The organism is Thalassovita mangrovi (assembly GCF_009857745.1).
Lineage (GTDB): Bacteria > Pseudomonadota > Alphaproteobacteria > Rhodobacterales > Rhodobacteraceae > Thalassobius > Thalassobius mangrovi.
Genome location: NZ_WWEN01000004.1, coordinates 417,554 through 430,590 on the forward strand (window position 1 = coordinate 417,554; position 13,037 = coordinate 430,590).

Annotated in this window: 10 protein-coding genes; 1 reads left to right on the forward strand and 9 read right to left on the reverse strand. The window is 66.3% G+C overall.

All coding sequences use genetic code 11. The features are described 5' to 3' along the window. Positions 1 to 2: 2 nt before the first annotated feature. From GR167_RS12150 to hemP, 4 genes are all read right to left on the reverse strand, one after another. Positions 3 to 1,016, reverse strand: coding sequence for an imelysin family protein (locus GR167_RS12150; protein WP_160973809.1), 1,014 nt, complete (start codon positions 1,014 to 1,016; stop codon positions 3 to 5). Continuing rightward, positions 1,017 to 2,558: a di-heme oxidoreductase family protein gene (locus GR167_RS12155; protein WP_160973811.1), complete on the reverse strand. Its 1,542-nt coding sequence runs from the start codon at positions 2,556 to 2,558 to the stop codon at positions 1,017 to 1,019. Between the two features lie 86 nt (positions 2,559 to 2,644). After that, positions 2,645 to 3,910: an imelysin family protein gene (locus GR167_RS12160; protein ID WP_160973813.1), complete on the reverse strand. Its 1,266-nt coding sequence runs from the start codon at positions 3,908 to 3,910 to the stop codon at positions 2,645 to 2,647. A 62-nt stretch (positions 3,911 to 3,972) separates the two neighbouring features. Beyond that, the gene (hemP, locus tag GR167_RS12165) at positions 3,973 to 4,137 is read right to left on the reverse strand and encodes a hemin uptake protein HemP (RefSeq protein WP_160973863.1); all 165 of its coding nucleotides are present in this window, start codon (positions 4,135 to 4,137) and stop codon (positions 3,973 to 3,975) included. 396 nt (positions 4,138 to 4,533) lie between these two features. On the opposite strand from hemP, the gene mnmH reads away from it, so the two are divergent. Next, positions 4,534 to 5,589, forward strand: a complete 1,056-nt coding sequence (gene mnmH, locus GR167_RS12170) for a tRNA 2-selenouridine(34) synthase MnmH (protein WP_160973814.1) — start codon at positions 4,534 to 4,536, stop codon at positions 5,587 to 5,589. 86 nt (positions 5,590 to 5,675) lie between these two features. Here the strand turns inward: mnmH and selD are convergent, their stop codons facing one another. From selD to nadA, 5 genes are all read right to left on the reverse strand, one after another. Beyond that, complete coding sequence (gene selD, locus GR167_RS12175; RefSeq protein ID WP_160973815.1) at positions 5,676 to 7,850, reverse strand: selenide, water dikinase SelD; 2,175 nt, start codon at positions 7,848 to 7,850, stop codon at positions 5,676 to 5,678. A gap of 76 nt (positions 7,851 to 7,926) precedes the next feature. Then, the gene (locus GR167_RS12180) at positions 7,927 to 8,940 is read right to left on the reverse strand and encodes a siroheme synthase family protein (protein ID WP_160973816.1); all 1,014 of its coding nucleotides are present in this window, start codon (positions 8,938 to 8,940) and stop codon (positions 7,927 to 7,929) included. 395 nt (positions 8,941 to 9,335) lie between these two features. Continuing rightward, on the reverse strand, positions 9,336 to 10,187 hold the full coding sequence (gene nadC, locus GR167_RS12185) for a carboxylating nicotinate-nucleotide diphosphorylase (RefSeq protein ID WP_160973817.1): 852 nt from the start codon (positions 10,185 to 10,187) through the stop codon (positions 9,336 to 9,338). After that, on the reverse strand, positions 10,184 to 11,755 hold the full coding sequence (locus GR167_RS12190) for an L-aspartate oxidase (protein ID WP_160973818.1): 1,572 nt from the start codon (positions 11,753 to 11,755) through the stop codon (positions 10,184 to 10,186). Before GR167_RS12190 ends, nadC begins: the two co-directional genes overlap by 4 nt. Before the next feature lie 28 nt (positions 11,756 to 11,783). Next, complete coding sequence (gene nadA, locus GR167_RS12195; protein WP_160973819.1) at positions 11,784 to 12,836, reverse strand: quinolinate synthase NadA; 1,053 nt, start codon at positions 12,834 to 12,836, stop codon at positions 11,784 to 11,786. Positions 12,837 to 13,037: the final 201 nt, after the last annotated feature.

The following is a 13,037-nucleotide window of genomic DNA, read 5'->3' on the forward strand; positions in this document are numbered from 1 at the left end:
GATCAGTCTCCGTCCAGTGCGTTGAAGCCCGCCGCCACGCCCAGGGCGGCGCCCAGGTTGGCGCTTTGCTGTTCGCGGATCAGGTCGATGGATTGCCGCAACAGGTCGGCGCGCAACCAGGCCGAGGCGTTTTCCAGATCGCCGAACGCCGGGTCCTTGATCCTGCTGGCGGCCTCGTCGGCGGCGTCGAACCCTTCGTTCAGCGCCTCGACCAGCGCCGGATGATCACCGGCCAGCAGCACGCCGTGCTCGCGCAGCGCCTTGAGCGACAGCTCGACATTGCGCAGCGACCTGCCCGACCGCCAGGCTTCGGCCCGTTTCGGGCGGGGGCGGTCGAACGTGCCCAGCGGCCGGCCCAGCCGGGTGTCCGAGGTGAATTGCAGCCCGGTGGTGAAGGCCTTGTAAAGCTCCTGCACCACCTCGTCGCGGTCGCGGTAGGGGCTGTTGTCGGTCCCCGGTTCCAGCATCCCCTGCGCATAGCCGTCGCGCCAGTCTTCCGCGATGGCACCGGTGGTCAGCGCCATGTCATGCGCAGTGGCCCGGATTAGGGCGCAGGCATACTCGGGCGGATCGCGGAACGCATCGTCGTAGAGCAGGTATTCCATGCCATAAAACCCGCGCCCGGCAATCGAGAGTTCGGCGAAACTGTCGGGGTCGTTGATTGCCGGATCCTGCGCGGCCAGCAGCCCGGTCAGCGTCTTGGCGGTGAAGCCGCGCGTGTCGGGCCAGAAGGCAAGGCTGAAGGCGCGGTGGTCGGCCTCGGTCGGGCCGAAGCGCAGGTGGCTGACCAGCACCCAGGCGTCGAAGGCGTCGTGATAGGCGGCGCGCAGGGCCGGGGATTCGGAGGCGCAATCGGCCTGGGCCGCGGTGTCGAGCGCGGCGGTGCTGGTTTGTAGCCGGTCGAAGCCGGGCAGGATCAGCTGCTCGACAACTGCCGCGACCGGGTCGGCAGGCGTTGCGGCCAAGGCGGGGAGGGGCAGGCACAGCAGCACGGCTGCGGCGAGAGATCGGAACATTCAGAGACTCTCCAGAAATTTAATCAATGCGGCGCGGTCTTCGGCGGTCAGGGCGCGGACATGGGACTGGGCGGCTTGCGCTTCGCCGCCATGCCACAGGATCGCCTCAAGCAAGCTGCGCGCGCGGCCATCATGCAGGAAACCGGCCCGGTCCGAAACCCGTTGCGCCAATCCAACGCCCCAAAGCGGCGCGGTGCGCCATTCGCGGCCCGACGCGCGGGCCTCGGGCTGGCCGTCGGCCAATCCGTCGCCCATGTCGTGAAGCAGGAAATCTGAATAGGGCCAGATCAGTTGGAACGAGCGTTCGGGCTGATCGGGCAAACGGTGGGTGACGTATTTCGGCCGGTGGCAGGCGGGGCATCCGGCCTGATGGAAAATTTCCTTGCCCTGCAACACCTGCGGATCGTCCAGCCCGCGCCGCGCCGGGACGCCCAGGTTGGCGCTATACAGCGTGGTCAGGTCCAGCGCGGTGGCGTCGGCCTCGAACACCCGCGCGTCGCCATCGCCATGCGGGGCGGCACGGCAATCGGTCTGCGCTGCGCTGCAATCGCCCCAGCCTTCGGGGAAGATCGGCGTGGAAATGCCCAGATCGGTGTGGAAAGCCGCCGCCGCCTGTTGCCGCACGGTGGGCAGACCGGCCTTGTAGCCGAACCGGCCCAGCATCGGTTGGTCGTATTCCAGCGACCAGACGATATTGGCCCGCCCCGATATGCCGTCGCCATCGGCATCCTCGGGATCGGCGCCTGCCAGAATATCGGCGGCCGGGATCGCCTCGATCAGCCCCAGCCCCAGCAGCGGCGGCGCGACGCGGGGGCTGATCGTGACCGCCGGGTCCAGCGGGCCATAGGCGAGGTTCTCCAGCGTGACGCGCGGCGCGCGCAGGGTCACGGTGGTGTCGGGCAGGTCCACTGTGACCGGTTCGTAATCGACGCTGACACGCGCCTCGGCCACCTGGCCGGGGGCAGCGAAATCCTGCACCTGGCGGCCATAGGTGGGCTCAGGCAGGGTGGCGAGGTAATCTTCGATCTCGGCCATGCGGGCATCCGCCGCTGCCGGGACCGCGAGCTTCACCGTGAAGGACAAAGCGCTGTCCCCGGGACCGTCGGGCGCATGGCCGCGCCCGTCGTTGATGTGGCAGCTGTGGCACGACCGCGTGTTGTAAAGCGGGCCCAGCCCGTCCGACGCCCGGGTCGAGGATGGCGAAGCGACCCAAAGCTTTTCGAACAGCGCCCGGCCCAGTTCGAAATCCAGCCGGTCGTCGAGGTTGGCCGAGGGGTGGGAAAACGCCTTTTCACCGCTATAGCGCACGGTGGCGGTGCCTGCGGGATGGTCCTCGAACGGCTCGGGCTGGGTGAAATCCGATGGAGGCGCCAGAACGGCGGCGATCCGGGCGGATTCGGTGGCGCCGCGGGGCAGGGGGGAAAGATGCGGCTCGTCCAGCGCGGGATTGGCCGAGAGCGGTGAGGCCAGGACCAGGAAAACGGTCAGGTATTGACTGACGACTCGGGGGCTGGGCGGGGATATCCACGCAAATCGGGGCATTGGGCTCGCTTGTCGCTGGCGGGAACGGCAGGCGCTGATGCGCCTGCCGGTTTGGTTTCTGCGCATGTTTCTAGCGCGAAACCGTCTTACTGGAAAACGGCCGAGGGATTGTCGAGGCTGTCGGAGCCTTCGACTTCGATCCCGTCGAGACCGAGCGCGGCGACGACGCGTTCGAACGACTTGGCCTGATCGATCAACCCGTTGACGCCGCCCATGATCAGTTCCTCGCCCTTGATGCTGCCACGCTGCAGCATCTGGTCATAGGCGAAACCGTTGTCGGCGGCGTCCTTCAGCGCGCCGAGCGCGGTCATGGTGGTGTCGAGCTTGGCCTTCACCTCGGCGTCCAGCGCGGCGTCCTTGGCGGCGACCAGATCGCTGAGCGAGGGGCCCGACACGACGCTGCCGTCGACCCGGGTGTAGCTGCCCAGGTACACGTTCTGGATGCCCTTGCCGTCGTAATAATGGCTGTTATGGGTGTTGTCCGAGAAGCAATCGTGCTCTTCCTCGGGATCGTTCAGCATCAGCCCCAGGCGCATCCGTTCGCCGGCCTGTTCGCCGTAGGACAGGCTGCCCATGCCGGTCAGCATCGCGGTCAGGCCCGCGGTGTCGTCGGCCAGCACGGTTTCACGCGCTTCGCCGCCCGCCGCCCATTGCGCGGCCATGAATTCCAGGTCCGACACCAGCAGATCAGCCGCGGCCTTCAGGTAAGCGGCGCGGCGGTCGCAATGGTCACCCGTGCAACCGTCGCCCTGGATGAAATCGGTATAGGGACGGTTGCCCGCGCCTTCGCCGGTGCCGTTCAGATCCTGACCCCAAAGCAGGAATTCGATCGCGTGATAGCCGGTGGCGACGTTGGAATCGATCCCGTCGGCTTCGTGCAGGGTGTTCGCCAGCAGGTCGGGGGTGATGTCGGTGGCGTCAACTTCGGTGCCCGACAGGGTGAAGACCGGGGTCGCCACCACGTTCAGCGCGGCATAGTCGTTTTCATCCGAGTCCCCGTAGGACGCATCGACATAGTCGATCAGACCTTCGTCCAGCGGCCAGGCGTTCACCTTGCCTTCCCAATCGTCGACGATGGCATTGCCGAAGCGGAAGACCTCGGTCTGCTGGTACGGATTGCGCGAGGCCAGCCAGGCGTCTTTCGCCGCCTGCAGCGTGTCCGCCGAAGGATCGGCGATCAGCGCATCGACCGCCGCTTGCAACGCCTTGGCGGTGCTCAGGCTGTCGGCGTATTCGGCGGCGGCGATATCGGCATAGGTTTCCAGAACCGCCCGGGGCGTCGGGGCCTCGGCCAGGGCGGCGGTGCCCAGCGTCAGTGCCAGCGCAGTCGTGATCAGGAAAGGGGTCTTCATGGTGTCTGTCCTCGTAGGGTCGTTTTTATGTATCGGTCGTGGTGCTGTGGGCGGCGCCTGGATCACTTGGTCAGGATCAGCTTGCCGGCCCGGGTGATCCGCAGGCTGTAGACCTGGTCGCGCAGGACGATCAGGGCCTGGTTGCCGCCCTGTGTCAGATCTTCGGCCAGATGTGTCGGCAGCGAAGGCAGATCGACTTCCGCTGCACCGTCTTTGTTCAGTCTCATCGTGGTCATGCCAGTCTCTCCCGCTGCTCTAGGCGATCGAGAAGCCACTCCATGGAAAAGCAATCCCCCATCCCGGTTTCGGCCAGGATCGAAAGAAGCACGGGGCGTTCGGTGCGGGGTTCGATCCCGTCCCGCTTGGGGGCAGCCATGCTGGTGCGCGCGTTTCTCATAGCGAACTTCCCTTGTTGCATTGGAATCGGGCTACCGCGGCTGCGCGGATGGCTGGATATGGGCAATAACTGAGTGATTTGGTTGGATTAGTCAACACGAGTTTTTTAGTCGGGAATAATTTTCCCGGTTTTTCCTGCTTTTGCAGGGCGCACAGGCCATGGCTTAGGCGTGCGCGATGCAGTAGGACAGGGTAACCGCCGCTTCCGGCACCGGAAAGAACCAGACATGGCCAAGACGCTGAAACTGACCTCCCTGAGCGATCTGTCGTCGCTGCCCTATGACGACATCATCGATGTGCGTTCGCCCTCGGAATATGCCGAGGATCACGTGCCCGGCGCGATCAGCCTGCCGGTGCTGGACGATGCCGAACGCGCCGAGGTCGGCACGATCTATGTCCAGCAGGACCCGTTCCTGGCCCGCAAGCTGGGCGCCGCTTTGGTGGCGAAGAACGCGGCGAAACATCTGCAGGGGCCGTTGTCAGACCGCGACGGCGGCTGGCGGCCGCTGGTCTATTGCTGGCGCGGCGGCCAGCGGTCGGGATCGTTCGCCTCGATCCTCGATCAGATCGGCTGGCGGGTCGGGTTGGTCGAGGGCGGCTACAAGGCCTATCGCAAGCTGGTGGTGAAGGCGCTGTACGACGACGCGGTGACACACCGGCTGGTGCTGATCGACGGCGGCACCGGCACCGGCAAGACGGAACTTTTGCATCACCTGCAACGGGCCGGGGCGCAGGTTCTGGACCTCGAAGGCATGGCGGAACATCGCGGGTCGCTGCTCGGCGGGTTCGCCAGTGGTCAGCCGTCGCAGAAATGCTTTGAATCGCGGTTGGCGATGGCGCTGGCCCGGCTTGATGCGGCGCGGCCGGTCTTCGTCGAGGCCGAAAGCAACAAGATCGGCAAGCTGATCATCCCGCCTACGGTGTGGCAGGCGATGCTGAAGGCCGATCACCTTGTCGTCACCGCGCCGCTGCAGGCGCGGGCGGAGTTCCTGATCCGCGCCTATGCCGACGTGATCGATGATCTGGACGAACTGTGCGAGCGGCTGCGCTACCTGGCGCGGTTCCACGGGCACGAGGCGGTGGAGCACTGGCAGGAGCTGGCGCGGTCGGGCGATCACCTGCAATTGGCGCGCGAACTGGTCGAGATGCATTACGATCCCAGCTATCGCCGGTCGTCGCGCCGGGCGAGCGATCCGCTGGCCGAGATCGCGCTGGACGGGCTTCAGGACGCCGATCTGGCGGCGGCGGTGCCTCGGGTTTTGGCGGAGGTCGGCGCGGAGTAAACAGGCCCAAGCCCGGAACAAGGCCGAAGGCCGCCGGGCCAGCGCCACCCCGCGGACTGGCGCTGGCCCGGCTTATCCCCTTGCAATCAAATGCAGCTGATCACCGGCGCGCCGTCGGTCAGGTGCCCGATCCGCGCCGCCGGAATGCCCATCTCGTGCAGTTTCGCCATCAATCCATCGGCCTGATCCGCCGCCACCGCCGCCAGCAATCCGCCCGCGGTCTGGGGATCGTGCAGCAGGATGCCGCGCGGGCCGGTGGCGTTGACCAGCGGCGCATGGGCGAAGTTGGCGTCGTAAAGGGTCGAGCGCACGCCCGCCTCGGCCAGGTCCAGCGCGCCGTTGTAGAACAGCAGGCTGTCCAGCGCGATCTCGGCGCCGGTGCCCGAGGCCTTGCAGATCGCCATCAAATGCCCGGCCAGCCCGAATCCGGTCACGTCCGTCATCGCGTGCGCGCCGCGCAGGATTTCGGCCGCCTTTGCCTGCGGCTGCGCCATCACCTGAAGCATCCGCATCACGTCGCGGCCATTCGCCTTGCCCTGCATTTCGGCCGCCAGGATGGTGCCGCTGCCCAGGGGCCGGGTCAGGATCAACACGTCGCCGGGCTGTCCGCCCGATTGCTGGATCGGGGCCTCGGCCAACCCGGTGACGGTGAACCCGATGGTCAGCTCGCCGCCCAGCGTCGAATGGCCGCCGACGATTTCCGCGCCCGCGTCGCGGAACACCTCGCCCGCCGCGCGCATGATCTCGGCCAGGGTGCGCCGTTGCAGCGTGTCGTTCATCCGCGGCAGGATCACGTTGGTCAGCACCGCCTGCGGCGCGGCCCCCATCGACCAGACATCGCCCAGGGCGTGGATCGCGGTGATCCGCGCCATCAGGGCGGGGTCCTCGGTAAAGGCGCGCAGGTGGTCGGTGGTCAGCACCTGTTTGACCCCGCCGATATCGAGCGTCGCGGCATCGTCCCCGGCGCCGGTCAGAACATCTACGCGGTCCACCTGCGGCAGGGAGGCCAGCACATCGGACAGAGCCCCGGGGCCGACCTTGGACCCGCACCCGGCGCAGACAGGTTGCCCGTCGCCCAGTTCCTCGGCCACGCCAAGCGCCGCGATCGTGGGCGCGGCGGGGGCATCCATCGCGGGCAGGTCGTGGAACATGGACATGAACTTGCGGTCGATCCGGTCCTTCCAGCGCCACAGCCACGGGCCCGACCAGGGCCGCCCGTATTTTTCCGCCAGCGCCGATTTTTCACCCAGCGAAATCAGCTTCAGGTAATCCTTCTGCGGGTGATAGGGGCGCAGCGAATGCCCGGTCAGCACGGCGCGCAGGTTGTCATGCAACACGGGGGCCGCGCGCACTGCGTAAACCCCGGCCTTGGGGCGCGGCGCGTGGGTCATATGGGCGCAATCGCCCACCGCGAACAGATCGTCATGCCCCTCGACCAGCAACGTGGCGCCGACATTGACGAACCCGTCGGTCAGCGGCAGGCCGGTATCCTGCAGCCAGGGCTGGGGCAGCGCGCCCGCGGCGCCGATGGTCAGCGCCGATGGGATCACCTGCCCGGTGCGCAGGCGCGGGCCTTCGGCGGTGAATTCTGCGATATCGGCACCGGTCCACAGGGTGACGTCGTTTGCCTCCAACGCGCGCATCAGCCGATCGCGGGTATCGGCCCCGGTGCCGGTCAGATTGTCGCGCGCCTCGATCAATGTGACCTTGGCCTTGCCGATTGCCTTGCGCAAGGCAAAGGCCATCGCCATCGCCAGTTCCACCCCGGCGACGCCGCCGCCGATCACGGTGACCGGGCCTGCTTCGCCCTTGGCTTCGGCCTCGGCCAGGAAATCGCGCCAGCGCGCGGCATAGACATCCAGCGGCTTGGCCCCGATCGCGTGGTCGGTGAAGCCGCGCATCTGCGGCAATTCCGTGGTGATCCCGATATCGAGAGAGGCGACATCGTATTCGATCACCCCGTGGCCCTCGACGGTGACGGTCTTGGCCTGCGGGTCCAGCGCCACCGCCCGCCCGTCGATCAGCCGCGCGCCCGCGAACCGCGCCAGCCGCACCAGGTCGATTTCCAGCTCGTCCTGGCGGTAATGCCCGGCGATATGGCCGGGCAGCATGCCGGAATAGGGGGCGGTGGGGCCGGGATTGATCACCGTCAGACGCACGCCGGGCAGCGGCCGCATCGCCCATTTGCGCAGCACCAAAGCGTGGCTGTGGCCGCCACCGATCAGCACCAGGTCACGGGTCAACGGAATTTGCGGCTGCATCGGCGGCACCTTTCACGGGATCACGTGCGAAATACCTAATGCGTTCCGCGCGCAACCGCTAGGGGGCGTGTGCGGATCAGCCGCGCGGTGGGCGGGTTGATGCGATGCCGGGAACGATTTCCACCCCGATGCCCTCGGCCCGGGCGTCTTGCAGGTCCAAAGCGGCCGTATCCGGGTTGCCGCCGATCAGCCGCACCACCTTGCGGCCCTGCCGGGCGGCGCGCATCATCTCGGCCTCGATCCGGTCCTGCGGCCAGCCGCGCCCGGTCAGCGGATCGCCCAGGCACACCCGTTCGGCGTCGCGCCGCGCCAGTTCCAGGATACCGGGATCGACCGAGCGGTCGCAGAGGATGACATCGGCCTCCTGCAGCCGTTCCACCGCGCGCAGCGTCAGCAGGTCGCGATCGCCGGGGCCTGCGCCGACCACGCTGATCACGCCCTTGTCGGTGCCATCGGGCGCGCCGCCGCTTGAAATCGCGGTCTTCAGCATCTCTGCCGCCTCGCGCTCGGCGCCGCGCTTGAAGGCCAGCCAGGGCGCGCCGGAAAAGCTCCAGCGCCAGAAATCGCGGCGGCGGGGTTTAGTGACCTTCTCGGCCACCGCATCGCGCAACCGCCCCGCAAGCGCGGCGTAGCTGCCCAGCCGCGGGTCGAGCAGCCGTTCGAAATCGGTTTTCAGCCGCCGCGCCAGCACCGGGGCCGCGCCTTCGGTCCCGATTGCCACCACCACCGGATCGCGGTCGACGATCGACGGCGTTGTCGCGTCGCACAGGTCGGGCTGGTCGACCACGTTGACCAATGCCCCGGCCTGTTTCGCCAGCTTGTGCAGCGCGGCGTCGGTGTCGGTGCAGCCGGTGGCGATGAAGACCAGCGCGGTATCGGCGAAATGATCCGGGGTTGCGGGGCCGGGGATGTGGCTGGCGCGGCCCTCGGCCACGATAGCGCACAATTCGTCGTCCAGATCGGGGGCGAGGAAGGTCAAGGCGGCCTCGGTCTTCAGCATCAGCCGGGCCTTTTGCGCCGCCTGTTCGCCGCCGCCCGCGATCACCACCCGGCGGCCTGCCATTTTCACGAACATCGGAAAGGATTTCATGCGCGTGCTCCTAAGCTGGAGCACCACATAGCGGCTCGGGGGCACCGTGCAACCCTGCCCGGCGGTGAGCTGTTTCCGGGGGGCTGGTCGAGGCGCGGTCGGCTCAGAACTGTATTTTTCAATGAATAAAGCTGCTTACACGCACCGGAAGCGAGGAAAAGCGGGTTGAGCGGGTTTGCTCAGACTGACCCGACCATCGGGAAAGTCTTCTGTCAGGCGGAGCGCCAAGGTTGCGTCCTGTCCTCATCGCTGCGGCGGTTTGGACGGGGGCAATCGCATCGAGGAGCTTTGCGGGAAAACGTCCTTAAATGCTGCTGAACCCACGCCAAATTACCAAATTATCAAGCGTTCCGCCTGCGGGGCGCAAAACCGAGCTGCCGAATAACCGGCCCGGCTCAGAAATCGAGCCCGAGATCCAGCGTTTTCGCCGAATGGGTCAGTGCGCCCGAGGAGATGTAATCGACACCCGTCGCGGCGACCTCGGCGATGCGGCCCAGCGTCATGTTGCCCGACGCTTCCAGCACCAAACGTCCGCCGTTCAGCTTCACCGCCTGTTGCAGCGTGTGCGTGTCCATGTTGTCGAGCAGCACCACATCGGCGCCGCCAGTGCTCAGCACCTCTTCGAGCTGGTCCAAACGGTCAACCTCGATTTCCACCCGCACCATGTGGCTGGCATGGGCCTTGGTCGCTTCCAGCACCGCCTTGACGCCACCGGCGGCGGCGATGTGGTTGTCCTTGATCAGGATCGCGTCGGACAGGCTGAAACGGTGGTTGAAGCCGCCGCCATGCAGCACCGCCTGTTTTTCCACGATGCGCAGGCCCGGCGTGGTCTTGCGGGTGCAGGTGATACGGGCCTGGGTGCCGTGGGTTTCGCGCACGAAATGGTGGGTCAGCGTGGCGATGCCCGTCAGCCGCCCGGCGAAGTTCAACGCCACCCGTTCGCCCGACAGGATCGAGGCGGCGGAACCTTCGATTTCCATCAGCGTGTCGCCCCTGGCGATGGTGTCGCCGTCGCGTTTCAGCGCGCGGATCGTCAGCGCCGGGTCGACCAGGCGGAAGGCGATGGCGGCGATCTGCAGCCCCGACACGATGCCGTCCTCGCGCGCGTTCAGCTTGGCGGTATAGGTCGCATCCGCCGGGATCACCGTGCGGGTGGTGATGTCGCCATAGGTGCCCAGGTCTTCCATCAGCGCGTTGCGCACCAGCGGTTCCAGGATCAGGTCGGGCAGGGTGGCGTAAGCGCTCATGCGGTTTCCTTCAGGGTTTTGTCGCGCAGGGCGATGGCCTCGGCCAGGGTCAGCATGCTGCGTTCGCCGTGTTCGCCGGTGCTGTCGGGGAAATCGCTGCGGTAATGGGCGCCGCGCGATTCCTCGCGCATCAGCGCGGCGGCGGCGATCAAAGTGGCGGTGGCGGTCATGTTCAGGAAGGCCGGGCAATCGGCGTTTTCCGCTTCCAGCCGCGCGATGATTTTCAGCGCCCGTTTCAGACCGTCCGCATCGCGCACCACGCCCACGTTGTCGGTCATGCAGCGACGCAATTCGTCCACCGCCGCTTCATCCGGCGGGAAACTGTCGGGCTGGAAATCGGGGGTAATTTCCGGCGCGGCTTTCGTCGCTTCGCCCAGGGCGTCCTCGATGCCTTCGGAACAGATGCGGGCATAGACCAATGCCTCCAGCAGCCCGTTCGAGGCCAGACGGTTAGCGCCGTGCAGCCCGGTCGAGGACGCTTCGCCGCAGACCCAGAGGTTTTTCAGGCTGGAATGGCCCTGCATGTCGGTGGCGATGCCGCCCATGTGGTAATGCGCCGCTGCCGCCACCGGGATCGGGTCGTGCACCGGGTCGATGCCGGCGCGCGCGCAGGCCTCGGCCACCGCCGGGAACTGGGTCAACACCTTGTCGCCCAGCACCGCGCGGGTGTCGAGCATCGGGCGCTTGCCCGCCTGGGTCTGGGCATAGATGGCGCGGGCCACGATATCGCGCGGGGCGAGTTCCGCATCGGGATGGATGCCCAGCATGAAGCGTTCGCCATCGGAATTGATCAGCGTCGCGCCTTCGCCGCGCAAGGCTTCGGTCGCCAGCGGCGCGGGGTCCTGGCCCACGTCGATGGCGGTGGGGTGGAATTGCACGAATTCGGCGTCGCCGATCACCGCGCCCGCGCGTGCCGCCATGCCGATCACCTGGCCGCGGATGCGCGCCGGGTTGGTGGTCAGCTTGTAAAGCCCGCCCGATCCGCCGCCCGCCATAAGGTAGGCCGCGCCGCGCAGCAGTATGGGGTCGGACCGTTCCGCCCCCGAGGTTTCGATCCAGATGCCGGTGACGGCGCCGTCCTCGGCTTCCAGCCCCGAGGCCATGACGCCTTCGAGAACTTGCACCGATTGGGTTTCGCGCACCCGCGCGATCAGCGCCTTCATGATCTCGGCCCCGGCCTGATCGCCCTTCACCCGCACCACGCGGGCGAAGCTGTGCGCCGCTTCGCGCGACAGCACGTATTGGCCCTTTTCGTCGCGGTCGAACGGCGTGCCCATATCGGTCAGATCAAGGATATGTTCGCGCGCTTCTTGGGTGACCTGAGCGGCGACCTTGGGATCGACGGTGCCAGCGCCGGCGCGCAGCGTGTCGCGCGAATGGTTTTCGGGGCTGTCGGTCGGGTCCATCGCGGCGGCGACGCCGCCCTGGGCCCAGGCCGAACTGGCCCCTTCGCCCAGCGTTTCGGGCGAAATCATCACCACCGGGTAGGGCGCCAGTTTCAGCGCCGCGTAAAGCGCGCCCATTCCGCCGCCGACGATGACAATGCGATCGGTCGTGATCTCCTGCATCCGCTGCAATCCTTCAGAAGGCCCGTTGTTAGATACCCAGCTGCTTCGACAGGTCGATCATGCGCTGAACCGCCAGCCGGGCCTTTTCGGCCACCGCCTTGTCGACCTCGACCGGGGTGGTCATGGTATGCAGCGAATAAAGAACCTTTTCCAGCGTGATCTTCTTCATGAAGGGGCACATGTTGCAGGGGCCGACGAAATCGACCTCGGGCAGCGCGTCGGAAATGTTCGAGGCCATCGAACATTCGGTGACCAGCATCGCTTTTTCCGGCTTTTCGTTTTCCACATAGGAAATGATGCCGCTGGTTGATCCGGAATAATCGGCCTCGGCCACCACGTCGGGCGGGCATTCGGGATGCGCGATGATGCGGGTGCCCGGGTTCCATTCGCGGAATTCGATCAGGTCCTGGGCGGTATATTGTTCGTGCACGATGCACGACCCTTCCCACCACACGATCTTCTTGCCCGGCACCTGTTTCGCCACGTTCTGCGCCAGGTACTGGTCGGGGGTCATGATCACGGTGTCGCTGTCCTGCGCCGCCACGATCTGGGCGGCGTTCGATGAGGTGCAGCAGATATCCGAAGCGGCCTTCACATCGGCGGTGGTGTTCACATAGGTGACCACTGGCGCGCCGGGATACTTGGCGCGCATCTGTTCGACCCCTTCGGCGGTGATGGAGGAGGCCAGCGAACAGCCCGCCTCCATATCCGGCATCAGCACGATCTTCTGCGGATTGAGGATCTTCGAGGTCTCGGCCATGAAATGCACGCCGCATTGCACGATGACGTCTTCTTCGACCTCGGTCGCCTTGATCGCCAGCTGCAGGCTGTCGCCGACATAATCGGCAACGCCGTGATAGATGTCGGGCGTCATGTAGTTATGCGCCAGGATGACCGCGCCGCGCTTTTTCTTCAGCGCGTTGATCGCCACCACGTAGGGGGCATAGACGGCCCAGTCGGCGGGCGTGACGACACGATCCATCCGGGCATAGATGTCTTTGGTGGCCTCGGCGAGCTCCAGCGACGGGGCGAGATCGTAATGTTCGGCGAGATCGGCGCGAACGGTCGAGAGGTCGAGCAACCGACTATCCTCCAGCAGTGGCTTGCGGGCCTCATATATGTGGAAACTACGGTATTTGCTAGGGGAATCGAAAGATGTGGCGATTATTGTTCTTTTCAGGCGGGGGGCGGATTTGCACCGATGCACGGCCGGGCGGGGGGCGCCCGGCGCGCGCCGGTTTTTTTTTTTTAGGGTTAGGGTTAGGGTTAGGGAAAGAGTGTA